This is a genomic window from Halococcus dombrowskii, assembly GCF_022870485.1.
Lineage (GTDB): Archaea > Halobacteriota > Halobacteria > Halobacteriales > Halococcaceae > Halococcus > Halococcus morrhuae.
Genome location: NZ_CP095005.1, coordinates 2,677,029 through 2,700,051 on the forward strand (window position 1 = coordinate 2,677,029; position 23,023 = coordinate 2,700,051).

25 protein-coding genes and 2 pseudogenes are annotated in these 23,023 nt (G+C 65.3%); 14 read left to right on the forward strand and 13 right to left on the reverse strand.

Going from position 1 to position 23,023, the window contains the following annotated elements; genetic code table 11:
* Position 1 precedes the first annotated feature (1 nt).
* The gene (locus MUK72_RS13885) at positions 2 to 550 is read right to left on the reverse strand and encodes a DUF7108 domain-containing protein (RefSeq protein ID WP_244702210.1); all 549 of its coding nucleotides are present in this window, start codon (positions 548 to 550) and stop codon (positions 2 to 4) included.
* Complete coding sequence (rnhA, locus tag MUK72_RS13890) at positions 543 to 1,133, reverse strand: ribonuclease HI (protein ID WP_244702212.1); 591 nt, start codon at positions 1,131 to 1,133, stop codon at positions 543 to 545. Before rnhA ends, MUK72_RS13885 begins: the two co-directional genes overlap by 8 nt.
* A 150-nt stretch (positions 1,134 to 1,283) precedes the next feature.
* Between rnhA and MUK72_RS13895 the strand changes: the two genes are divergently transcribed.
* From MUK72_RS13895 to MUK72_RS13915, 5 genes and pseudogenes are all read left to right on the forward strand, one after another.
* Positions 1,284 to 2,249, forward strand: coding sequence for a transcription initiation factor IIB (locus tag MUK72_RS13895; RefSeq protein ID WP_049916188.1), 966 nt, complete (start codon positions 1,284 to 1,286; stop codon positions 2,247 to 2,249).
* A 187-nt stretch (positions 2,250 to 2,436) separates the two neighbouring features.
* On the forward strand, positions 2,437 to 2,721 hold the full coding sequence (locus MUK72_RS13900) for an AbrB/MazE/SpoVT family DNA-binding domain-containing protein (protein WP_244702214.1): 285 nt from the start codon (positions 2,437 to 2,439) through the stop codon (positions 2,719 to 2,721).
* Positions 2,714 to 2,938: pseudogene (locus tag MUK72_RS13905) on the forward strand (hypothetical protein); the annotation flags it as partial. The gene MUK72_RS13900 and the pseudogene MUK72_RS13905, both read left to right, overlap by 8 nt.
* Positions 2,939 to 3,101: 163 nt before the next feature.
* On the forward strand, positions 3,102 to 4,343 hold the full coding sequence (locus tag MUK72_RS13910; protein WP_244702218.1) for an RNA-guided endonuclease InsQ/TnpB family protein: 1,242 nt from the start codon (positions 3,102 to 3,104) through the stop codon (positions 4,341 to 4,343).
* A 16-nt stretch (positions 4,344 to 4,359) separates the two neighbouring features.
* Positions 4,360 to 4,602: pseudogene (locus MUK72_RS13915) on the forward strand (hypothetical protein); the annotation flags it as partial.
* 28 nt (positions 4,603 to 4,630) lie between these two features.
* Here MUK72_RS13915 and MUK72_RS13920 read toward each other — a convergent pair.
* Positions 4,631 to 5,821 (reverse strand): MFS transporter, encoded by a 1,191-nt coding sequence (locus MUK72_RS13920; protein WP_244702222.1) that lies wholly within the window; start codon positions 5,819 to 5,821, stop codon positions 4,631 to 4,633.
* Positions 5,822 to 5,932: 111 nt separating this feature from the next.
* On the opposite strand from MUK72_RS13920, the gene nreA reads away from it, so the two are divergent.
* Both nreA and MUK72_RS13930 read left to right on the forward strand, forming a co-directional pair.
* Positions 5,933 to 7,201: a DNA repair protein NreA gene (nreA, locus tag MUK72_RS13925; protein WP_244702224.1), complete on the forward strand. Its 1,269-nt coding sequence runs from the start codon at positions 5,933 to 5,935 to the stop codon at positions 7,199 to 7,201.
* 38 nt (positions 7,202 to 7,239) lie between these two features.
* Positions 7,240 to 7,995: a CPBP family intramembrane glutamic endopeptidase gene (locus MUK72_RS13930; RefSeq protein ID WP_244702226.1), complete on the forward strand. Its 756-nt coding sequence runs from the start codon at positions 7,240 to 7,242 to the stop codon at positions 7,993 to 7,995.
* A 6-nt stretch (positions 7,996 to 8,001) separates the two neighbouring features.
* On the opposite strand, the gene MUK72_RS13935 is transcribed toward MUK72_RS13930, so the two are convergent.
* Positions 8,002 to 8,598 carry a CPBP family glutamic-type intramembrane protease gene (locus MUK72_RS13935; protein ID WP_343749946.1) on the reverse strand — a complete coding sequence of 199 codons (597 nt, stop codon included), beginning with the start codon at positions 8,596 to 8,598 and terminating at the stop codon, positions 8,002 to 8,004.
* A 73-nt stretch (positions 8,599 to 8,671) separates the two neighbouring features.
* Positions 8,672 to 8,968 carry a DUF5789 family protein gene (locus MUK72_RS13940; RefSeq protein ID WP_244702236.1) on the reverse strand — a complete coding sequence of 99 codons (297 nt, stop codon included), beginning with the start codon at positions 8,966 to 8,968 and terminating at the stop codon, positions 8,672 to 8,674.
* A gap of 406 nt (positions 8,969 to 9,374) precedes the next feature.
* Between MUK72_RS13940 and MUK72_RS13945 the strand changes: the two genes are divergently transcribed.
* Positions 9,375 to 10,040 carry a type I 3-dehydroquinate dehydratase gene (locus MUK72_RS13945; RefSeq protein WP_244702238.1) on the forward strand — a complete coding sequence of 222 codons (666 nt, stop codon included), beginning with the start codon at positions 9,375 to 9,377 and terminating at the stop codon, positions 10,038 to 10,040.
* Here the strand turns inward: MUK72_RS13945 and MUK72_RS13950 are convergent.
* Positions 10,037 to 11,179: a DUF373 family protein gene (locus tag MUK72_RS13950; protein ID WP_244702240.1), complete on the reverse strand. Its 1,143-nt coding sequence runs from the start codon at positions 11,177 to 11,179 to the stop codon at positions 10,037 to 10,039. The genes MUK72_RS13945 and MUK72_RS13950 overlap by 4 nt on opposite strands.
* An 87-nt stretch (positions 11,180 to 11,266) precedes the next feature.
* On the opposite strand from MUK72_RS13950, the gene MUK72_RS13955 reads away from it, so the two are divergent.
* The 4 genes from MUK72_RS13955 to MUK72_RS20240 all read left to right on the forward strand — a co-directional run bounded on the left by MUK72_RS13955 (position 11,267) and on the right by MUK72_RS20240 (position 13,103).
* Positions 11,267 to 11,509 (forward strand): nucleoside deaminase, encoded by a 243-nt coding sequence (locus MUK72_RS13955; RefSeq protein WP_244702242.1) that lies wholly within the window; start codon positions 11,267 to 11,269, stop codon positions 11,507 to 11,509.
* Positions 11,510 to 11,616: 107 nt separating this feature from the next.
* Positions 11,617 to 11,745 (forward strand): hypothetical protein, encoded by a 129-nt coding sequence (locus tag MUK72_RS20235; protein WP_256686301.1) that lies wholly within the window; start codon positions 11,617 to 11,619, stop codon positions 11,743 to 11,745.
* Between the two features lie 3 nt (positions 11,746 to 11,748).
* Positions 11,749 to 12,975, forward strand: coding sequence for an RNA-guided endonuclease InsQ/TnpB family protein (locus MUK72_RS13960; protein ID WP_244702244.1), 1,227 nt, complete (start codon positions 11,749 to 11,751; stop codon positions 12,973 to 12,975).
* On the forward strand, positions 12,972 to 13,103 hold the full coding sequence (locus MUK72_RS20240) for a hypothetical protein (RefSeq protein WP_280518307.1): 132 nt from the start codon (positions 12,972 to 12,974) through the stop codon (positions 13,101 to 13,103). Before MUK72_RS13960 ends, MUK72_RS20240 begins: the two co-directional genes overlap by 4 nt.
* Positions 13,104 to 13,115: 12 nt before the next feature.
* Here MUK72_RS20240 and sppA read toward each other — a convergent pair whose 3' ends face one another.
* The 3 genes from sppA to MUK72_RS13975 form a co-directional block, all read right to left on the reverse strand.
* The gene (gene sppA, locus MUK72_RS13965) at positions 13,116 to 14,024 is read right to left on the reverse strand and encodes a signal peptide peptidase SppA (protein ID WP_244702246.1); all 909 of its coding nucleotides are present in this window, start codon (positions 14,022 to 14,024) and stop codon (positions 13,116 to 13,118) included.
* Positions 14,025 to 14,102: 78 nt separating this feature from the next.
* Positions 14,103 to 14,993 (reverse strand): coiled-coil protein, encoded by an 891-nt coding sequence (locus MUK72_RS13970; protein WP_004053769.1) that lies wholly within the window; start codon positions 14,991 to 14,993, stop codon positions 14,103 to 14,105.
* 188 nt (positions 14,994 to 15,181) lie between these two features.
* Positions 15,182 to 16,843 (reverse strand): glycoside hydrolase family 2 protein, encoded by a 1,662-nt coding sequence (locus MUK72_RS13975; RefSeq protein WP_244702247.1) that lies wholly within the window; start codon positions 16,841 to 16,843, stop codon positions 15,182 to 15,184.
* A 93-nt stretch (positions 16,844 to 16,936) separates the two neighbouring features.
* Here MUK72_RS13975 and MUK72_RS13980 point away from each other — a divergent pair, with 93 nt between their 5' ends.
* Positions 16,937 to 17,350, forward strand: coding sequence for a DUF371 domain-containing protein (locus MUK72_RS13980; RefSeq protein WP_244702249.1), 414 nt, complete (start codon positions 16,937 to 16,939; stop codon positions 17,348 to 17,350).
* 30 nt (positions 17,351 to 17,380) lie between these two features.
* Positions 17,381 to 18,184 carry an endonuclease III domain-containing protein gene (locus MUK72_RS13985; RefSeq protein WP_244702251.1) on the forward strand — a complete coding sequence of 268 codons (804 nt, stop codon included), beginning with the start codon at positions 17,381 to 17,383 and terminating at the stop codon, positions 18,182 to 18,184.
* A 41-nt stretch (positions 18,185 to 18,225) separates the two neighbouring features.
* Here the strand turns inward: MUK72_RS13985 and MUK72_RS13990 are convergent, their stop codons facing one another.
* From MUK72_RS13990 to MUK72_RS14005, 4 genes are all read right to left on the reverse strand, one after another.
* Positions 18,226 to 19,170, reverse strand: a complete 945-nt coding sequence (locus MUK72_RS13990; protein WP_244702253.1) for a BMP family protein — start codon at positions 19,168 to 19,170, stop codon at positions 18,226 to 18,228.
* Positions 19,171 to 19,345: 175 nt separating this feature from the next.
* Entirely contained in the window at positions 19,346 to 20,248 is a 903-nt protein-coding gene (locus tag MUK72_RS13995) for a DMT family transporter (RefSeq protein ID WP_244702255.1), read from the reverse strand.
* Between the two features lie 174 nt (positions 20,249 to 20,422).
* The gene (locus MUK72_RS14000) at positions 20,423 to 20,716 is read right to left on the reverse strand and encodes a hypothetical protein (RefSeq protein WP_244702258.1); all 294 of its coding nucleotides are present in this window, start codon (positions 20,714 to 20,716) and stop codon (positions 20,423 to 20,425) included.
* Positions 20,717 to 20,849: 133 nt separating this feature from the next.
* Complete coding sequence (locus MUK72_RS14005) at positions 20,850 to 22,760, reverse strand: beta-CASP ribonuclease aCPSF1 (protein WP_004053753.1); 1,911 nt, start codon at positions 22,758 to 22,760, stop codon at positions 20,850 to 20,852.
* Positions 22,761 to 23,023: the final 263 nt, after the last annotated feature.

Below are 23,023 nucleotides of genomic sequence, written 5' to 3' on the forward strand. Positions count from 1 at the left end.
TTCACCCGTTCGAATCGTCGATAGCGTCGGCTTCCGTCATGGCGAGCGACAGCGACTCCTCGATGGCCGCGCGCTGCTCGTCGGTCGGCCACGCGTTCCGGACGAAGTATTCGGTACGGAACTCCCGACGCTCGGCTTCGGTCGCCGACTCGACGGGCCGTGCGTAGTGGTTGCTCATGAAATCGGCGAAGGCCCGCGCGTTCGCACCGTGGATCGCGTCGTGTGCGGCGACGGCCTCGACGACCGCGTCGTTGTGTGCCGCAACCTGCCCCCAGTCGTCGGGATCGCCGGCCCCCGACAGCGAGCGCTCGACGGCCCGATCGGTGTCCTCGATGCGCTCGGGCCGGATCTTACCGTCGGCGAGCCACTCGTCGGGGTGACAGACGAGTGTGTCGTCGGCCTCGCGGACGCGCACCCGGAAGTCGTGCTCGGCGAGCAGTTCGCGGCGGCGCTCGCGGTAGGCCTCGCGTTCGTCTTCGTCGGTGACGGTGCGTGCCAGCCGCGTGAGTCGTTCGGCCTCGTCGACGACCGCTTCTGGAAGCTCACTCATCGAAGGCCTCGTTTGCGCGGGCGTCGGCCCGCTCGTTCGCCTCGCGCGGGACGTGCTCGATCGACCAGTCGTCGAACCGTTCGAGCAGCTCGCGCACCCGCACCCGGCGCTCGCGCAGCGCGGGATCGTTGGTCTGCCATGCACCCTTGACCTGCTCGACGACGAGCTGTGAGTCACCACGGAGTTCGACAGTGTCGAACCCGTAGTCGACGGCGCGTTCGAGCACCCGGGTGAGCGCGTCGTACTCGGCGCGGTTGTTGGTCGTCTCACCGATGCGCTCGCCGCCCTCGGCGACGATGCCACTGCTGTCGACGATCACCCAGCCGATGGCCGCCGGGCCGGGGTTACCACGCGACGCGCCGTCGAAATAGCAGTGTGCGCGCCCGCCGTCCTCTCGGAGCAACCCTTCGAGACGGGCCGGTGTTGCGCCCTGAATCACGACCTTTCCGTCGTAGGCGACGGCAGTCGCCTCCGCATCGACGGCTCGCCAGCGTTCGTGATCGGTGTTGCCCGGTTCGATCGCGACCCCGGCGGATTCGAGGCGCTCGCGGGCCTGATCGACGTCACACTCGATGACCGGCATTGCCGACACTCGCCGTAGCGGTCGCATAGCGGTTGCGATACGAGGCCATCGGAAGCACTATCGGACGAGCGGCGGCGATCCGATGGGTCGAATATCAACCGTTCGCCCCCAAGAGTTTATACGTTCTGAGGATACTACTATAAAAGTGCAATGACACGGTCCACTCGTCAGCGGGAGCGTCAGGCCGAACCGGAGCAGGTGGACGACGAAAACGAGGGGGTACGCCGCTGTCCGGAGTGTGATTCGGACAATCTCGCCAAGAGCACCGACCGTGGCGAGCTGGTCTGTGAGGACTGCGGGCTGGTCGTCGAGGAGGAGAACATCGATCCCGGCCCGGAGTGGCGAGCGTTCAACCACGCCGAACGCCAGCAGAAATCCCGTGTGGGTGCGCCGACCACCCAGACGATGCACGACAAGGGGCTCACGACCACGATCGACTGGAAGGACAAGGACGCATATGGGAGATCGATCTCCTCGAAGAAGCGCTCGCAGATGCACCGGCTGCGCAAATGGCAAGAGCGCATCCGAACGAAGGACGCCGGCGAGCGCAACCTTCAGTTCGCGCTCTCGGAGATCGACCGGATGGCCTCTGCATTGGGTGTTCCACGGTCGGTACGCGAGGTCGCCTCGGTCATCTACCGGCGCTCGCTCGCCGACGATCTCATCCGCGGGCGCTCGATCGAGGGCGTCGCCACCTCGGCGCTGTATGCGGCCTGTCGGAAGGAGGGCATCCCCCGAAGCCTGGAGGAAATTTCGGAAGTGTCGCGCGTCGAACGCAAGGAGATCGGGCGGACGTATCGGTACGTGTCCCAGGAACTCGCCCTCGAAATGCGCCCTGTCGACCCCAAAAAATACGTTCCCCGCTTCTGTTCGGAGCTCACCCTTTCCGAAGAGGTTCAGGCGAAGGCCAACGACATCATCGAGACGACCGCCGAGGAAGGTCTGCTCTCGGGAAAGTCACCCACCGGCTACGCCGCCGCGGCGATCTACGCCGCCTCCCTGCTCTGCAACGAGAAGAAAACCCAGCGCGAGGTCGCCGATGTCGCTCAGGTCACCGAAGTGACGATCCGCAACCGCTATCAAGAGCAGATCGAGGCGATGGGCATTCACAGCTGAGACCCGCAACCTGATTTTCGTTCGCGAGATTTACGCTTCCGATTCACCGCCTGTCCGGCGGAGGACCGACCTCGCGCAGTGAATGGGGAAATATTCCTCGACCGGCCCTCACAACGGGGAGCAGGTTCGAATACACGGAACGTCCCTAGACGAAACCGTTACGTGCTTTCCCACCAAAAGTGGGACGATGGTGACCGTCGATTCGAAAGGACGGATCGTTCTTCCCCGGGAAACGCGGGAACGGCTCGGGATCACTCCCGGGACGGAAGTGGTGATCCACGAGAAGGAGGGGAAAGCGGTCGTCGAGCCCGAAGACGCTCCCGAGCGGATCATCGAGCGCCTGGAGCGACTCGTCGAGGAGACGACGCCGGAGCGTGCGGCAACGTCGCCGCTTTCCGACGGGCCCGACCCGATCGCTCGACGACACCGGGACGCGATACGGCGCGGTGCGGAGCGCAGCAGCGATGAGTGACGCGGGCGGGCCCTATCTCTTCGACGTCGGGGTGATCGCCCTGGCGCACACCGAAGCCCCGGTTCGTGACGCCGCGCTCTCGTACGTTCGCGATGCCATCGCTGGCGACATCGAGGCCGTCGTCCCGTACCCTGCGCTGTTCGGGGCACACACCGTGCTGACGACGTATTACGGCCGCTCGAACGCGGCGGCAGCCCGACTACTCCGGAACTTCATACGAGGCTGAACAGCGCGGATACCACGGCCTTTAGGCCGTGGAGGAAGCGCATGCGCCGTCTCGCTCCCTCGTGTTGTTTGAATGCCGGTTCCGTGTCGACCAGCCGACTCCCCTTCGGGGGTCGGTATCGGCGTTTTTTAAGCATGCGCTCTCTACATGATGTATGGAGGTCCGGCGCACTGTTCCGGTCAAGCTCGACTTGAGCGACAGCGACGCCGACCTTCTTCACGAGACGATTGACGAGTTCCGATGGGCCGCGAACTACGTCGTTGACGCCGCGTTTGACGACGAGTACGCCGTTACGTCGAAGCGCAAACTCCACGACCGGACCTACCAACAGGTCCGCGAGGAGACGCGCCTGCACTCGAATCTCGTCCAAGCCGCGCGAAGCCGTGCCGCCGAGTCGCTGCAAAGCGTCGTCGCCAAGTGGAAGCGTGGGAAGTACGCGAGCCGGCCCTACTTCTCGTCGTCGTTCCTCGAATACGACAAGCGGAGCGCGACGTTCAACGCCGACTACGCTACCCTCTCGACCGTCGATGGGCGCATCACCGCCGAGTACGTGTTGCCCGACGAAGACCGCGACACGCCCCACGCCGAGTACCTGTTCGGCGACGAGTACGAGACGACGGGCGCAACGCTCCACTATCGCAATGGTGAGTTCTACCTCCACGTCCGAACAAAGGCGGACGTGGAAGACCCCGAACCCCCCGAGAACGGAACGGTTCTCGGCGTGGACCTCGGCGTCGAGAACATCGCCGTCACTTCCACAGGTAAGTTCTGGTCCGGCAACGAACTCAACCACTGGCATCGTGAGTACGAGAAGCGACGTGCATCGATGCAACAGCGCGGAACGCGGTACGCTCACGAAGCGATGCAACGTGTCGGTCGAAAGGAGACGGGGCGATTCGAGCAGATGCTCCACCGGATTGCGAACGGCATCGTCCGCGAAGCGCGCGAGAACGGCTGTTCGGTTGTCGCCTTCGAGGACTTGACGGACATCCGTGAGCGGATGGCGGGTGCGAAGCGACTCCACGCATGGGCGTTCCGCCGCCTGTTCGACTACGTGACGTACAAAGCCGAACGGTTTGGCATCGACACCGAACAGGTCAATCCGGCGTACACGAGTCAGCGGTGTTCCCGTATCGGTTGTGGGTTCACCGTCGATGCGAACCGTCCGTCTCAAGACACGTTTGAGTGCCAGAGTTGTGGATACGAGGCCCACGCCGACTACAACGCGGCGAAGAACATCGGTCTGAAGTATCTCCGTCGGTCGCACAGGTCTTCCGGCGGAGGCGCAGTCGTAGGCCTGCGCTTGAACACCGGGATGCTGAACGCGAGCGGGTTTACCTCCGCACCGTGCGAATCGGTTAGAGCGGGAGTCCATGGTGAAGGCCACGCCCTGTAGGGCGTGGTAGCTTACGGACGCGAAGCGAATCCGGTGGCACGGCACCATTCCCGAAGCCGTCGCTCGCGGGGGACTGTCCATGGCGGGTGAGGCGAACGTCGGCGGGTGGGACGGTTACTACGCCCAGGTGGCGATCACTGAAGGAGTGAACACCGTACTGACGATCGACGACGAGTTCGAGCGATTCGACGCGTTCGATACGCACGTCGTTCTCTCCACCGCCGAATTCCGCGAACTGAATCGATTCCTCGACCGCTGACGCCGTTCGCTGCCGACTCCCACGGTATTCACGCCTCCGATTCGCCCGCGTGCCGACCGCTCGGAAAGCCGACCGTGACCTGGACGCCGGCGAAGACGACGACGAACCCGAGCGCGGCGACGGCGAACCCGCGGAAGATCGTCGTGTAGGCGAGGCCGGCGTCGAGCAGCGCGCCGACGACGACGCTGCCGAGCGCGCTCAGCGTGATGATGCCCGCGCTGAACACCGCGTAGGCGCTCGCACGGTGGGCATCCGGTAGCGAGTCGAGCACGTAGGTGTCCATCGCCGGGAAGATGCTGTGGATGGCCAGCCCGAGCGCGACGCTCACGGCGACGAGCCCTGCGGTGGTCGTGACCACCGTCAGCCCGAGCAGCGAGGCGGCGAAGGCGGTGATGATGGCGAGCACGAGCGGGACGTAGGGCAGGCGATCGGCGAGGCGGCCGCCGAGGGTGAAGGCGGGAACGCCGGCGGCGAAGACGACCGCGAGCAGCGTCCGAGCAGTACCCTCGGCGATCGGCTTCTCGCTGACGAGGTAGGACACATAGAAGTTGAACACGCCGTTCCAGGCGAGATCGGTGAACCCCGCGAGGACGATCGCCCCGACGACGAGTTTCCACTGTTCGCGGACCGCACCGAGGAAGTTCCGACTCTCGCGCTCGCCGTTCGGCACGGTGCTACTGCGAGCGATGAGGAAGAACGCGAGCGTCGCGGCCGCGGCGGCCCCGCTCATCAGGACGAACACGGTACGCCACTCGCTCACGATCAGAACGGCGGTGACGAACAGCGGCGCGCCCGCCGCGGCGAGCTGGCTCGCGGTGCCGTGGACGCCGACCGCGCTACCGATGCGTGCCGGAAAGAGGTCGCTCAACAGCGGTTTGGCCGCGATGAAGTACATTCCGCTGGACAGTCCCATCAGGAACGCGCTCGCCCAGAGAACCGGGAGCGAGCTGGCCGTCGCGGCGAGCAGCGGCGAGATCGAGAGGGTCGTTCCGGCGGCGAGGATCACCGCGTGACGGGGAACGCGCGTGAGGAGATAGCCCGTCGGCAGGCGCGGCGAGGCGCTGCCGAGCCAGGCGAGCGTCGCCAGCAGGCCGACGCCCGTGGCCGACGCGCCGAAATCCGTCCGCACGGGTTCGAGCAGCGGCGCGAAGATCACTCGCGCGAGGTTCACCAGCAGCACCATCGAACACAGCGACCCGAACAGTCGTCGTCGTGACACTCTCCGAAGCGACGTGTGCGGCCGGGTCAAGCCTTTCGTCTCTCACGGTCGCTACCGCCGATTTCGACCGGTAGCGGAGGGTTCAAGCCGCTGAAACCCCTTCTCCCATCGATGCAGCTCGACGAATACTTCGAGGAGATCGAGCGCGACGAGCGCGACGAGCGCCGGCAGTTGGCGGCCGAGAAGTCCTACGCCATCACCGACTACCTCGACGACGTCGAGACGAACTTCGAGCGGCGGGTCTCCGACGACGCACTGCTCGGCAGCACCTCGCCCACGATCTTCGTCGGTCGCTCCTCGTATCCGAACGTCTCGACGGGTGTCCTCTCGCCCGTCGGCCACGAGGAACGCGCTGCCGACTTCGAGACGGGTGGTCACTGGTACGATCGGGACTTCTCGATCGAGGACGTCTTCCAGCACCGCACGGGGCTCGTGAACACCGCGAAGACGACCAGCGTGACGAACGTCGCCGACGCCTGGAACGGCTTTCTGGGAACGCAGCGCGAGGTCGCCATCGCCGACAGACCCGTCGACGTCGAGATCGGGCTCGACAGCTCGCTCGACGTGGATTTCTCCGTGTCAGCCGGGGACGTCACCTCGCCGACCGGGCCGCGTGCACGGGCCGAGAGCGCGACGCTGACAGAGAACCCACACGTCCCGCGCCCGGTCAAGAAGACTCTCGAAGACGACGACTGGCGCGCCGAGGGTGCAATGAACTACCTCTACAACCGTGGCTTCGACGTCTACGACATCAACACGATCCTCTCGGCCGGCGCACTCGGCGAAGGTGAGAACCGCCGGCTCGTCCCGACGCGCTGGTCGATCACCGCCGTCGACGACACGGTGGGACAGTTCCTCCGCGGACAGATCCGCAACGCGACGGCGGTGGACAAACCCGAACTGTTCTACAACGAGTATCTGGGGAACAAGTTCTGGATCCTGCTCACACCCGGCCAGTGGGAGTTCGAGCTGGTGGAATGCAAGGCTCCCGGCAGCGTCTGGAACCCCGCCCCCGAGCGAGGGATGATGCTCGCCGCCGATCGCGAGGGCCACGAGGGCCGGACGTCCTATGTCGACGAGACCGCCGGCGCGTACTACGCCGCCCGCTTGGGCGTGCTCGAACAGCTCGTCGAGCGCGGCCGGCAGGCGTCGGTGCTCGTCGTACGCCACGTGACGCCCGACTACTGGGGACCCACGGGCGTGTGGCAGGTCCGCGAATCGGTGCGAAACGCCTTCGACGGCGAATCGGGCACGGCCGAATCGTTCGGGGACGCCCTCCGCCAGCTCGAACCCCAACTGCCGATCTCGCTTGCGCGCCTCCGCCGAAAGTCATCGCTCGCGGCGGGCGTCCAGTCCAGTCTGTCGGCGTTCGGGAACTGAAAGGCAATCCTTTCGCCCCCGGCCACTCGAAACGACGTATGAGTGCCACAGGCGGGCAGACCGGTCGCGTGCGCGCCCTCGTCGTCGCGCTCGCCGTTGGGGGTCTCGGTATCGGGGTTGCGTCCGTTCTCGGCAGGGCGATCGTGCGCTCGCTCGCGTTCCTCGATATCGAACTCAGTGCACTGGCGCTGCTGGTCATCTCCCTGGTAACCGGGCAGGGGATCGCCTTCGGTAGTGCTGCCCTGCTGTATCTCCGATTCAGAGGTCTCGGGCGGACGTATCTCGGCATCGACGTTCCGTCGCTTCGAGACGTCGTTACGGCGCTGAGCGGCTACGCGCTGGCGCTCATCGCACAGTTCGTCGGATCGATACTGCTCACGGTCGTAGGGGTTCAGCCGGCGGAAAACCAGGTCGGGCAGATCGCCGCCCAGAACCCCGAACTGCTGCTCCTGTTGATTCCCGCCTCGTTCGTCATCATCGGCCCCGGCGAGGAACTGCTCTTCCGTGGCATCGTGCAGGGTCGGCTCCGAGAATCGTTCGGCCCCGTCCCCGGTGTGATGCTCGCGAGCGCCGTCTTCGCCGCGATCCACTTTCAGTCCCTGACCGGCGGCGTCGGCGGGCGACTGGCGACCATCACGGTGCTCTTTCTGCCGAGCCTGGTCTTCGGCGCGGCCTACGAGTTCTCCGACAACCTCGTCGTGCCGGCGTTCATCCACGGCGCGTACAACGCGACGCTGTTCACGCTGCTCTATTTCGTCCTCCAAGCGGACCTGCCGGTCAGCGTACTCTTCTGATCGATCTCACACCGGTATCGGGAGCCATCGCAGCCAGCCCGCAACCCGTTCGGGCGCGAGCAGCGGCGGATGGAGCACGAGCCAATCGAGCAGCGTCAGCCCGAACCCGTGGGCGACGACCGAGGGGAGGATCGACCGGCTCCGGTAGTCGACCGCGCCGAAGAGCACGTCGGTGGGCCCCGACAACAGTAGTTCGATCGGCGGCTTGCTCGCGTGCTGGAGCGCATACACGACGGGACTGATGAACACGCTCTTGAAGCCCACCTCGCGCACGCCGACACAGAGCAACCCGCGAAAGTACGTCTCGGCGGCGAGCACGACGACGAACTGCCCGACGGCATGGGGCACGAACGACGACACGGTCGGCGCGACGCTCCACATCGGGTAGTACGCCCGCACCGTCGGCAACGACGACCCGACCAGATAGAACGGCAACACGAACAGTGCGAGCAAAACGGTGTTCCGCAGCGCGCGCCGATCGACGCGCCAGCCGAGCCGTCGGCCGTACAGTCGCGCGAGCGCCGCCGGCCCGACGAGATAGAGCAATCCGTCACGGACGACCCGCGCCCACAGCGCCGTGCTCGTGCTGCGTTCGAGCGCCATCCACGCGATCGCGAGCACCGCACCCCACAGCAGTGCGAGCACGACCCACCGCCGCCCCGACGAGCGATCCACCCTACTCCTCGGTCTGGACGGGCCCCGCTCCGACGACCTCGCGCACGCTCTCCTCGAACTCCTGGCGGCGCTCGAAGTACGGCTCGTCGACCTCCGCGAGCACGTCGCTCAGGCTGGTCGGCCCATCCGGCGTCCGGATCTCGGTATCACCCACGCGCTGTTCGACCGTCGAGTGCTCCATCCCCCACGTCAACCGCGAGGTGACGCGCGCCAGCGGCACGCCCTCGACGGACGCCCCCTCGCCCAGTTCGACGACCGGTCCCTCGTCGGCTTCCTCGTCGGCTTCGTCATCGGCCATACGAACACCGCGTGACGGCCCGCTTTGTGTTTTACGAACCACTTTTTTACTCGTCGGGTTCGCGCAGAGCGCGAACCACTCCTCGCAAAAACCCGGACTAAAAAGAACCGCTCACTCACTCGCTCCGCTCGTTCGCTCACGGCGAACCACGCTCGCTCCGCTCGCGTGGACTCTCCACCATCACATCACCGCAGCTTCCAACCGCACAGCACCGCCTCCGCCGAAGCCCTCGGGACGCGCTCACTCCGTTCGCTGCTCGCTCGGCTTCGCCTCGCTCGCGCCCCTCGCCCTTCATCCGCCAGGCACCGCTCGGCAATCGCCACCGCCGCGGCCGCGCCGCGGCCACACCGCAGCTGTAGGCCACACAAGCCGAACGAGTTTTCGCCCGCTCGGGCCGAGGGCGGGCATGGACTTCGACTCGCTCGTGCTCGCGGCGGCCACTGCCGATCTGAGCGACGAACCCGCCGCACGCACCCACGCCGACGCCGTCGAGTTCCGCATGGATCTCGCCGACGACCCGATCGATGCACTCGCAACCTACGACGGCGAACTCCCGCTGATCGCGACCAACCGAACGGCCGAAGAGGGTGGTGAAGCTCCCGATAATTCCGATCGACTCGACACACTCTCGCGCGCTGCCGAGTTCCCGACCGTCGCGGCGATCGACGTCGAACTGGCGACGATCACAGACGAGGAATGGCTCGCCGACGAGGCCCGCGACCACGACGCGGACTGCATCGTCTCGACACACGATTTCGACGCGACCCCATCACGATCGGCGATGGAGGACACGCTGGAACGCGCGAGCGAGTACGGCACGGTCGCGAAACTCGCTGTCACGGCCACCGACCCGAGCGACGTGCTCGATCTGCTCGCGGCCACGCACGCCTGCACGGAACGCGGCAAGCGCGTGGCGACGATGGCGATGGGCGCGGTCGGCGGCCACTCGCGGGCTATCGCTCCCCTCTACGGCTCGCGGATCGCCTACGCACCGGTCGATCCCGAACGGGCGACCGCGCCCGGCCAGTACGACCTCGCGACGCTCGCCGGACTGCTCGACACCCTCGATTAGTCGATGCTCTCCGTGCGTTCGTCGGCGCTGCTCTCGCCCATCCGCATCGCAACGACGACACCGAGCAGGCTCACGAACACGCCGGCGATCACGAACGCCACGAGTCGGGCATCACCGCCGATCGTGAACCCACGGATCGAGACGACGCCGAGACTCGTCGCCGGCATCCGCAACGGGTCGATGATGCCGGCGCGTTCCAGGAAGTAGGCTCCGAACCCCCGAACGACGAGCCCGACCGCCGCCAGCACGAACGGGAGGTTGAGCGTGGCGTTGCCGACACGACTACTGTGCAGCCACTCGTCGATCGCCCGACCGGTGCTCGCGGTCAGCCCCGCCGTCGTCAGCCACGGCACGCTGTCGAACAGGAACGCCATGACCGTCACGAGCGCGCTCGCCTCGCCAGCCAGCGGCGAGGCGCTGATGATTCCGACGACCAGGCCTACGAGCGCGAACCCACCGGCGATCACACCCGTGACGACCGAGAGCCGCCCGGTGTAGAGCCCATCGCGCACCCCACCGGTAAGCGCCGCGAGCGCGTCGTCGACACCCAACCCCTTGTAGAGGACGAACAGACCGGTGAGAGCGGCGACAGCGGCGACGGCGGCCCGCAGGCTCTGTGCGAACACCACCAACACGGGCACCGCGAGCAGCGCGACACCGATCGGTACCAACACCGTTTGTCGGAGCTCCTCGTTGGCGAGGAACTGCTTCAGGAGATAGTAGGCCGATTCGAGATCGCGGGCCTGTCGGACGACGACCCGCGAGACGGCATCGACGCGCACCCGGCTCTCGACGACGTGGACGACGCGCTCTTCCGCCGTGCTGTCGGTGACGACGACCGCCGACTCGATCGACCGGTCGGCGAGCAATCGTTCAATCTGCCGGGCGAGATCCCGATCGGCATCGACCGAGTCGTCGACGCCCGAGACGACCGCGACCACCGGCTCCGCGCCCGAGTCGCGAAGCTCGCCGGCGAGGCGCAGCCCTTCGAGCAGGCAGTTCACGCGGCTGCTTTCGGGATCGGCGAGCCCTACGTCGGTGACGAGCGAGCGAACCGCCCGCTCGCCGACCACCGGCAGCTCGCCCGCGATGTCGGCGACGGTCTCGCCGCGGTCGATACAGACGACGAGCGTACTCACGGCTCACTGTTCACGACCCCGCCATGAAAACACCCGCGATGGTGCCGGTTTGCGAACATCCATGGCTCCGGCCGACGTCGTTCGTCCGTGTCCACCACTGCAGACCACGAGTTCGTCGATCGAACGCTTGAGATCGCCCGCGAGAACGTCGAGGATGGCGGCCGTCCGTTCTCCTGTCTCATCGTCCGCGACGGCGAGATCCTGGCTGAAAGTCCCAATCTCGTCGCTCAGACCAACAACCCCGTGGCCCACGCCGAAACCGTCGCCATCGAACAGGCCTGCAAGCGCGTCGGCAGCGAGGACCTCTCGGGCTGTGACGCCTACAGGTAGTGCAGCGAGAGTGCCGCGGGGCTTGACCCCGCGGGTGAATCGCGTAAGCTCAACGGATGTCAGACGCATTCATGTGTGCGAAATTGCTAACTGAATCTGTAACGGATATGGAACAGCGACACCTTCGCGTCGACCTTACCGACGAAGACATCGAGCGAGCGACCGAGTACGCCGAGGAACACGGGCTTCGGATGCCGCGTGCCTACGGCGACCTCATCCGCGAAGGCCTGGACTAGTCGATGGATCTCACGCTTCGTTTCCGTGCGTATCCCGACGATCCCACGGTGAGCGAGGCGTGGCGGCACATCGACATCCACCGCCAGATACGGAATCACGCGGTGCGTGACTACTATCACGCCGAGTGGAACGACCGACCGAGTGCCTACGACCAGCACTCGAAACTCACCGATTGGAAGCGTGAGTGGCCGACCTTCGCGGAAGTTTCGGCGCACGCCGCCCAACAGACCGTCTCACAGATCCACCGCGACCTGACCGTCCTCAAGGAACATCGGCAGAACGGGCGGAAGGTCGGACGGCTCAAATGGCAGGGCGCAGGTGACTTTCGTTCGGTTACGTATCAGTCCGAGGGCTACGACGTGGATCACAACACGGGCCGGGACGGATATGCAACCCTTCACCTCTCGAAGATCGGCGATATGCCCATTCGCACCCACCGGAACCTGCCGGAAACGGATGAGATCAAACGGGTCGCTCTCAAGAAGGAGACCACCGGCGAGTGGTTCGCCACGTTCGTCATCGAGGCCGACGAACCCGAGAAGCCCGACCCGAAGGAGATCGACCGTAACGACTGCGTGGGCGTGGATCTCGGCATCCTCTCGTACATCCATACGTCCGATGACTGCTCGGTCGAACCGCTCGCCCTCTCCGACGAATACGACCGCTATGCGCGCGAACAGCGGTCGCTCGACCGAAAGGAACACGGGTCGGCCAACTGGGAGAAACAGCGGCGGGCGGTGGCGACGGCGAGACGCCACATCAAGCGGAAAGTCATCGACTTTCAGCACAAGCTGACCTCGTGGCTCGTGACCGAGTACGAGGTGGTGTGCGTCGAAGACCTCGATGTGAAGCCGATGCTCGAAACCTCACAGTCGGCGAAGAACAAACAGGATGCGGCATGGTCGCAGTTCCTCTCGCTCCTTGAATATAAGGCCGATCTGCACGGAACACACATCGTGTCGGTCGATCCTCGGAATACGACGAAGGAGTGCAACCGATGCGGCGTGAAGACCGACAAGCCGCTGTGGGTGCGCGAACACTCGTGTCCGGCCTGCGGCCACGAGGAAGACCGTGACCTGAACGCAGCGAAGAATATTCTCGACAGAGGTCTCGAACAGATAGGGGCGGGATGCTCCGAATCAACGCCCGTGCAGACTGCGCTCCCTGCGTTCACTCGCGTTCGAGTGGATGCAAAGCGCGTCGTCGAAGCGGGAAGCCCCGCGGCTTGACCGCGGGGTCCGTTCACGACGAGTACGAGAAAGACTGGGAGGACCGGAACCTTCCATTGATCCACGCCGACGAGGCCGACGAGGACGCCCTCTCGATCTACGAGCACTGGCAGGAGCTGAACGAATAATCGAGTAGCCCGCTATCGAAGTTCCAGACTGAACTCTTCGTCGACACCGATCGAATCGGCCACGCCCGCACCGAACGCGTAGGCCACGCCCTGCGACTGGCTTCTGATGCGCTCCATCAGGCTCTGCTCGGGCGTGAACTCCTCGATCTCGACGTCGTGGCCGAGGCGCTCTTCGATGCGCTCCTCGACGTCCTCACGGGTGCCGAGCTCGTCGACGAGCCCGTTGTCGATGGCGTCGGTCCCGAGATAGACCCGGGCTTCGGTCTCGCGGATCGTCTCCTCGTCGAGCTCGCGGCCCTCGGCGACGTGCTCGACGAACGTCTCGTAGTAGTCGTCGACGAGCCCCTGGAGATATTCGTCGTCCTGCTCTTCGGGCTCCTTGAGCGGGTAGCCAGCGTCCTTGTACTCGCCGGCGGTCTTCGGGCGGTAGTCGAGCCCGAGTTTGTCGGCCAGTCCCTTCGCGTTGACCGACGAGCCACGAACCCCGATGCTCCCGACGACGCTCGCCTCGCGCGCCCAGAGCTCGTCACAGCCGGCAGCGATCCAGTAGCCGCCGCTCGCACAGGTGTCGGTCGCGTAGCCGATCGTCGGACCGTCGAAACGCTCGGCCGCCAGACGGATGTCCTCGCTCGGCAGGACCTCGCCGCCGGGCGTGTTGAGCTTGACGACCAGCGCCTCGACGTTCGGATCCTCGTCGGCGCGCTCGATCTGCTCGACGATCTTGTCCGCCGGGATCGAACGCTGGCTGCTGCTCGGAAGACGGCTTCCCTCGCGGGAGATGGGGCCCTCGACGGCGACTTCGACCGTATTATATCCGTTTTTCGCCTGCGCGCGGAGCCGTTTGACCGTCCCCCAGATGCCAGCGCCCGCGCTCGCGCCGATGGCTGCACTCATGAATGTCGTTCGTGAATCAGTCGGCATACCCACTCGTCGGGCGCGCGGCGGATGAATCGTTCGCTCGTGACGACGATCGTGGGCGTCGCGGTCGAAACGGTGAACTTAGAGCTTGCCGGCTTTCTGCAGTTTCATCAGGTCCTCGGTGTCGAGGGTCTCGCCCTGCTTGAACTGCTCGTAGATCTCTTCGGCCTCGGCTTCGGCCTCCTCGCGCTTCTTGTCGCGCTCGGATTTGCGCTCCTCTTCCTCCTCTTTGTCCATCTCGCGCAGGCGCTTTTGCACCTCGACGAAGTCCTCGTGATGACGGTCGGCGGCTTCCTGAGCATCGACGAACTTCTCGTGCCACTCGTCGGCCTCGTCACGGACGTCGTCGGCCTCGCGGTAGGCCTCGATCATCTGGTTGTGGTGCTCCTGGGCCTCATCGGCGAGCTCCGTCACCTTCTCGTGGTGCTCGGAGGCCTCGGCACGGATCTCCTCGGCCTCGGCTTTGACCTCTTCGAGCCCGTCGGTGTCGTCGAGCGCTTCCTTTCGCTCGCGATACTGCTCGCGTTTGTTCTCGATTTTCTCGATGAGTTCGCGCTCGTCCTCCGTCGAGAGCACCTCGGTCTGCTGACGGAACTCGAGTTTCTCGATTTCCTCTTCGAGCTCGTCGAGGTCCTTCCCCTCGTCGAGTTCGAGGTCGCCTTTCAGCTCGTCGACCTCGTCGAACAGCTCGTTGGCCTCGGCGTTGAGCTCGTTGCGCTTCTGTTTGTGCTCCTGTACCTCCTCGTTGAGCTCGTCGCGTTTCTCGCGGTGTTCCTGTGCGAGGTCGACCTGCTCTCGTGTCTTCGCGTTGAGCTCGTCGCGCTTGTCGGCGCGCTCGGAGGCTGCCTGATTCAGGTCGTTGCGCCGGTCGCGGAGCTTGCCGGCGAGTTTGATGAGCTGTCCTTTCGAGTCGCTTTCGAGGTCGTCGTCGGTCAGTTCGACGTTTTCGGATTGATCGATCGTGCTTGCCATGGTTCTGTTACTATCCCAGCCGCGCCAGCGTACGGTTGCCACTCACGGGCGCTCGTCGTCTCTGAGGAGTGGTCCGTATCATTCTCTGTGCGATACCACTGTGACGCCGGCAGCGTTCTGGCATGTACCAATACTGCCAGAAACGGTTTAAGCGTTGTGATCGTGTGGGTCGTTCTCTCTCAACTCGTTCACCGCTCGTCCCCGTTTTCCACCCGTCGGTCGTCGGTCACGAGCGTCAACGCGATCTGTTCGCCGTCGATCGACGCGTCGAGTTCGCCAGCCACGGCCCGTGAGAACGGGTCGGCGGTGACCGACAGGCTCCCGCTCTCGCTTCCGGCCCGCCAGTCGATCTCGCCGGAGAACGTTTCGGGCGTGTCGTTGACGACGACGGCCCGTGGCTCCGCCGCCGTGTCGTCGAGCATTGCCGCAAGTGGCTCGAAAGCGGCTTCAATAGTGTCGGTGCCCTCTCCCGACGGATCGAAGGCCGTCACGAACGGTTTCGCCGACAGCCGAAGCGCCTCGATCGCTCGTCGTGCCCGCGTCGCCCCGCCATCGGCTCCTGGTACTACATAGCGCGTTCGGGTCCCGTCGCTTGCGTGGCCGTCGAGCACCCACGACTCCATGATTCCGTCGTCGGCATCGGTCCCGGTATCGAGACCCGGCATCGAGAGCACGATCGCGTCGTCGGGCAGCGACGTTGTGGCTGCCGTCGCCGTCGCCGCACCGCCGTCACCGTTGCCCGTCGAGCGGAGCACGCGCCGGTCTTCTTCCTCGGTCGTGACGTCGAACCCGTGGGCGTCGTCGCGAACGCCGAAGGCGGCGAGGCTCGGTCGATGGCCGACCGCACCGACGAGCGTACGCGCGACCAACCGCGCGCGTTCGGCATCAAGCGCACCCGCACTCATCGGCACGTCCTGGCAGACGAGCACGCCAGCCGCGTCGGCGGCCTCGTAGAACGATTCCGACGGGACGTGACTGTACGGGCGGATAAGCGTCGCGTTCGCCGCGATTGCGCGGTCGATGACGTCGGTCGCGCTCTCGTCGGGCAGCGAGACGAGCCCGCGCACCGGAACGTGCGTCCCGTTGATCGACAACCCCTCCGGACCGTATTCGATGGTTCGAAAGCCGGTCGTCGCCGTCCGATCGTGCCCACCGAGCTGTGCCCGGACGGTGTAGCGGTTCTGTGGGCCGGTGTCGCGAGGCCACCAGCGGTCGGGATCGCGCACAGACAGCTGTCCCTGGACGACGACGCGCTCGCCCGCGCTCGCCTGGACGCCGACCTGTGTCAGCGCGCTCGCGCCGTCCGCCCCCTCGGGCTGCAGCGAGAGTCGCACGCGACCGTCGAGATCGCTGCCCGCATCGATCGTGACGATGGCGTTGACGCCCACTTCTTCGTCTGTTTCGGCGGTGCGAACCGTGAGATCGGTGATGACGGCCGCTGGCACGCCCTCGACGCTGGCACCCCAGCGTATCCCGGGCACACGTTCGCGTTCGGAGACGAGTGCCGTCTCGAAGACGCCGCCAAAACGGTCCTCGGGCGCGCGACACTCGACGAGCAGCTCGTTTTCCGCTTCGGGGTCGAACACCGTCCGGAACGGCGTGAAATAGGTGTCGTGGCGGCCGACGAACTCGCCGTTCAGCCAGACACGAGCGTGGGCGTAGAGTCCGCGGAGGGTGAGCAACGCCCGCTCGTCGTCCTCACGCGGATCGGCGAACTCCGTTCGGTAGGCAACGGCGTGCTCGCCGGCGAACGCATCGGGAGCCGCCGGATCGACGGTTTGCCAATCGTCCGCCTCGGGCGGGCCGTCGCCGGGTTCGACCGCAGCGGCCGTCCACTCGTGCAGATTCATAGCAGTTGGGCGTTCGCCGCAGCCATAGCCCTTGCGTCGTGGGTCAGCGCCCGAAACGCGAAGCTATAACCGTCGATTCCGGTGATGGCTGCTATGGAACAACGCGTCCGTGCGCACGGCCACGAGAACGTCACCGCGCGCCACGCGAGCACGCTCGAACTGACGCGAGACGACTATCTGACGCCGGCGGGTGACTGCATTCTCGGCATCGAGGCCGACCGCACGCCCGCTGATTTCGACCGCGCGTTCGTCGCGGCCTGCCAGGATGGCGAGGCGACGATCACGCTGACGCTCGACGCCGGCGATCACACCGAAACCGTCACCGGTCGCGGTCATCCGGAACTTGAATTCACGAACGACCGAAGCCTCGTCTGCCGGACGAGCGACTACGTCGACGATCGAACCGTGATGGTCGGAGCCGATAAGGCAGCCGCCGATCTCGACCGAGCCTTCGTGGATGCGCTCGCCGACGGAGTCGAGATCACGGCTGTGTTCCGCGTCGAATAGCGTTTTGTGGCCGGCCCACAAAGGTAGTTCATGAGCGAGGATGAACCGACGGAGAACATCAGCGGCGGGTCCGACGGCGGCGGTCTCGCCGCGGCGTTCGACGAGCGCGACGCCGAAACCCGTGCCGAGGCGGTCGTCGATCGGCTCGGCGAGCTCTACTGGCAGAAGACGTACGGCGGCCAGGACGCCTTCGAATGTCTCGTGCGCACGATCCTGAGTCAGAACACGAGCGACAAGGCGAGCCAGCCCGCCCACGACGCGCTGATGGAGCGCTACGGCGAGGGGCCGGATCTCGCGAAGGCGCTCGCCGATGCCGAGCAGTCGACGCTCGCCGAGACGATCGAATCTGCGGGCCTCTACAACCAGAAATCCGAGACGATGATCGCCATCGCCGAACGCGTCGTCGACGAGTACGGCAGCGCCGCAGCGTTCGACGCGTTCGTCACCGACGAGGAGCCCGCGACGGTACGCGAGACGCTGCTCGATTTCTCGGGTGTCGGCCCGAAAACCGCCGACTGCGTGCTCCTGTTTTCCGGCGGGCGTGCCGGCGTCTTCCCGGTCGATACACACGTCCACCGGATCTATCGCCGACTCGGGATCGCCCCGGCCGATGCCGATCACGAAAAAGTCCGGGAGGTGCTCGAAGCGCAGGTTCCCGCCGAGAAATGTGGGTTCGGCCACACGGCGACGATCCAGTTCGGTCGCGAATACTGCACCGCACGCAGCCCCGCCTGTCTCGACGATCCCGACGCCTGCCCGATGGGCGATCGCTGCGAGCAGGTGGGCGTCTATCCCGCAACCGACGAGGTCGTCGACCCGTCCGAGGCGGACTGAGGTCGACGTATCGAGCATCTCCCGATATTTGTTCCGGTCGCTCACTCCGCATCGAGCGGATCGAACTCCGGACCGTCGTAGTCGGTCTCGACCGCGAGATCGCCCGCGACGATGCGCTCGGCTAGCGAATCGACACGTTTGCGAACGTCGTCCGGCACGTCCGGTGCGAGCGACAGCCGGACGGCCTCCGGCTCCTCCAGTCCGATTTCGACGATCCGACCGGCCTGCCAGTCGCCGTTTTCGAGATCTCTGGCGGCCTCGATCGCGCCGATACCGACGTCCGCGACCGCCGATCCGGCGAAGGTTTCGGGATGCTCGGGATACCAGGTGCCGACGTTGCCGAACAGCTCGATCCCGTGCTCGTCGGCGGCCGTGATCGCGCCCGAACGGCCCGCATTGAGCATGGTGAAGATCAGGTCCGCACCCTGTTCGATCTGGGCTTCGGCGACGCGTCGAGCGAGATCCGCGTCGTCCTGATCGCCGGCGAAGGTGGTGAGCAGCGTCGCGTCCGGGTTGGTGTGCTCGACGCCGGCGGCGTAGGCGGCCCGTCCCTTGAGACCGGGCGGGACGCGAATCCCGGAGATATGGCCCACGACGTCGCTCTCGGTGAGTAGGCCGGCGGCGGCCCCGGCGAGAAAGGCCGACTGCTCCTGGAGGACCACGTAGCTCGCGAGATTCGGGCCGGTGACCGAACCCTGTGTCACCGCGAACGCAACGTCCGGATGCTCCGGGGCCACGTCGGCCGCGGCCGGCGAGCCCTGCCCGCCGTGGACGATAAGCAGATCGGGCTCGTCGGCCGCGAGTTCCCTGATGGCTGTCTCCAGCGATTCCGTCTCCGACGCCACGCCATCGACGGAGCGGGTCTCGGCACCGAGTTCGTCCTCGATGGTGGAGAGTGCTTCATCGCCCGCCTGGACGAATCCGTCGTCGTCAACGTTCCCCGGGAGGACCATCGCGACCGCCAGCCGCGTCGAAGTGGTGGTCATCGTCTCGCTACCCCGACATCGAGGCGGGTGAGCCATCGTGACTGTGAGTCGACGGCCTGTATCGGGCATTGCTCCGTGCGTGATCTGCCGTGGTCCATCGTCGAACGACTCACGATCGCGTCGCATGAAACTGTCGTTTATCGGACTCGATCGCTACGCCGCGTATTCGCTCGGATCACAGCGTCAGGAACTGTGGTCCGGTGATGAGCACGACACCCGCTATCACCAGAACTGCACCGACGAGCAGCCGTCGCGTGATCGATTCGACCTGGCGGAAGAACAGGGCCGTCACGAGGATCGCGAACAGGGAGGTCGGACTCGAGAGCGGGTCGACGACGGTCACCTGGCCCCGTTCCAGGGCAGCGAACAGCCCGAACAGCGCGAGTGCGCTGAAGACGCCACAGCCGACGAAATACGCGTACGCTTGCCGCGGAACCTGGAAAAACGAGCGCAGCTGCCCGCGTTGCGAGTAGAGGATAAAGGATAGCAGTCCGACGAGCCCGGCGAGTTCGTTGAGCGCGACCGCATCGAGCGGTGTCGCGCCCGTGTTGGTGAACAGAAATCGGCGGGCGACGTTCCCGAACGCGAACGTGAGCGCCGCCCCGAGCGGGAAGAGCAGATCGCGTTTGTTCCAGCCGGTGATGTCACCGCCACCCGAGAACGCGACGAGTCCCAGCCCACTCACGACACAGAGAATGCCCACTATTCCCTGGGCCGTGATCGATTCGCCGAGAAAGACGATCGCGAGGATCGTCGCCCACAGCGGACGCGTGTTGACCGTCGCGCTGTTGACGCTGGCCCCGGCGCGCTCGACGCCGACGTAGTTCAGCAGGCGCGCGAGCCCGGTCGAGACGAGCCCGATCCCGAAAAACGCACCCACCACCCAGAACGGCAGCGCGAAGAGATCGAACCCTCTGAGGACGAGCGAGAGCCAGTAGCCGATCACGCTCACCGAGACGACGACGATCGATGCCAACAGTGGCGTTCCACCCCGCTCCATGCCTGCCTTCGAGAGCGGATCCGAGATGCCCCAACTCGTCGCAGTCAGAAGAGCAAGCCCCACAACAACAGTATCCATGGCAGAGACTGTATCGGTCTCTGGATAGCTTTTGTGATCGATCTACGATCGATAATAATGTTAATCCGCGGTCGTGACGCAGCGAGCGGCGCATGCCACCGGAACGCGTCCACCCGCGTGCAAGGCGATTCGCTGCCTCGTTCGTGGCACGCGAGCAACAGAATCGAGCAGCAGTTATGTGGAATCTCGCCCCGCCTGCCACTCCCAGAGCAGTTCGAGACCGATCCACGCGATACACCAGACGAGAACGACTACCGAAACGAGCGCCGTCGTGGCAAGCATCTCGAGTCCGAGTGCGAGCGAGACCAACAGCGGATAGAACAGTACCGTGAGCATGATGGCCAACAGCAAGCCGCCAGCGCCACAGAGATGATGCTCGAACGATCCGATACGTTTTGCCCCGTCACCGTCGGAGACGGTCGGCCGGCCGTTGCCAGCCGATCCGTGTGGTGTGTACACTCTCGACACCCATGTGAAGATACGCTGTCGCTCCGTGTTAATCGTTTCGCCGACGGAATCGAGTCCGGAAGGAACGCTGTGTCGCGCCAAACGATAGTCAGGACAGTCAGCACACCGCCCCGTGCAGGGGTCGCTATGGCCGTTACTTGAATCGGAACGTTTCGAGGTTCTTCGGCGCGAACGTCCGCATGTTGTAGTTGTGATAGAGCGCCGAGGAGAAGTCCTGGACGCTCTGTTCGTCGCCGTGGACGCAGAGCACCTTCTCGGGGCGCGGATTCATCGTCTTCACGAAGTTTTCGAGCCCCTGCCGGTCGGCGTGGCCCGAGAACCCGTCGACGGTCTCGACTTCGAGTTCGAGGTTCAGCGTGCCCGAGCGTCCGCGCCCACCGTTCATCGGGATCTCGTCCCAACCGTTCTGAATGCGGCGGCCGAGCGTGCCCTGAGCCTGATAGCCGACGAAGGTCATCGTGCTGTCGGGATCGGCTCCCAAATGTTCGAGCCAGGACATGATCGGGCCACCGGTGACCATCCCTGACGTCGAGAGGATGATCGCGGGATCGCCGGCGGCGACCTCCTCGCGTTCGTCCTCACCCTCGTCGATGTGGTTGAACTGCGGCGCGAGGAAGGGGTTCTCGTCGTCGTGGAAGATGCGATCGCGGAGGTCGTCACGGAGATATTCGGGATAGGTCGAGTGGATCGCCGTCGCTTCCCAGATCATCCCGTCGAGATGGACCGGCATCTCCGGGATCTTCCCGTTGCGCATCGCCTCTTCGAGCACGAGCATGATCTCCTGTGAGCGCCCGACCGCGAAGGAGGGGACCAGGACCTTGCCACCACGATCGGCGGTCTCGTTGATGATCTCGACGAGCCGTTCTTCGGAATCGGCCTGGTCGGTCTTGTAGTCGTTGCGCCCGCCGTAGGTCGACTCCATCACGAGCGTCTCGACGCGCGGGAAGTCGTTGACCGCACCGTTGAACAGTCGGGTGTCGTCGTAGTGGATGTCGCCGGAGAAGGCGACGTTGTAGTGGCCCTCGCCGATGTGGAAGTGCGAGACCGCGCTGCCGAGGATGTGGCCCGCGTTGTGCATCGTCAGTTTGACGTCGGGCGCGATGTCGGTCACGTCGCCGTACTCGATGGGGATCGTGTGTTTGACCGCCTCGCGCACCATCGCGCTGTCGTAGGGCGGACTCCGGCCTTCCTTGGCCGCGACGTCGAGATAGTCCAGCTGGAGCAGCCCCATCAGATCACGCGTCGGCTCGGTCGTGTAGATCGGGCCGTCGTAGCCGTATTTGAACAGCAGCGGGATCAGCGCCGAGTGATCGAGATGGGCGTGCGTCAGGACGACGGCGTCGATCGAGTTGAGTGGGTTCGCCTCGGGCACCTGGAGATAGGGCGCATCGTCGGAGCCGGGCTTGTCGCCACAGTCGATGAGAATTCTGGTTTCCGGTGTCGAGAGGATGAAGCTCGCTCGCCCCACTTCGCGACAGCAGCCGAGCGTCGTGATGCGCACCCACTCGCCGTCGGACATCTCCTCGCGGTGGATCTGTCGGCCGACCCGTTCGAGGATATCGCGGCGCTCCTCGCGCTCCTGTTTGAGGAAGTTCCTGACATTTGAGACCGTCGAGGACTCGATCGGCGGCGTTCTGACGACTTCTGGCGTCCAGCCGACCTCCTGTGTGATCTCCCGGAGGGTGGAGCCGTGGCGGCCGATCACCATGCCCGGCTTCGCGGCCTCGATGACGACTTCGCCGGTGTCCTCGTGGAAGTCGACGTTCGAGACGTCGGCATCGTCGGGGATCACCGACCGTACCGTCTCGCGGGCGCTTTCGGGCGGCGTGAGTGCGTCGGGTTCGGGGCGCACCGTGATGCGCTTTCTGAGCTTGCCCGCGAGGGTCCGGATCAGGTCGCCGTTGCGCGCGAACTTCTTCGGATCACGCGTGTAGATGACCAGCTCCGGCCCTTCGTAGGTGACGTCCGAAACCGAGATGTCGTTTGGCAGTTCGTCCGTTATCGTCGACGTTATCTCGTCGAGTTGCTTGTCTACCGTGCTCATACTGGAACTCAGTCCATGAGATTTCACCCGTCCGGGTCACCCCCGATCGCCACCGGCGATCGGATCTCGTCGCTCGCCGTCGCGAACACGACGCGTAGCCTATGCGGTACGCTCTGGAGGTCTTCGACCCAGCGGGCGGGTTCGGGTTCGGACTCCGCGTTCGATGCTGAGAGTCCGGAAAACCCGCGTGTACTCGGAGGTATAGGACGACGATTATAAAACCTTTCGCAAAACCGTGACATCCCCTCGCCCCTTTGCCCACA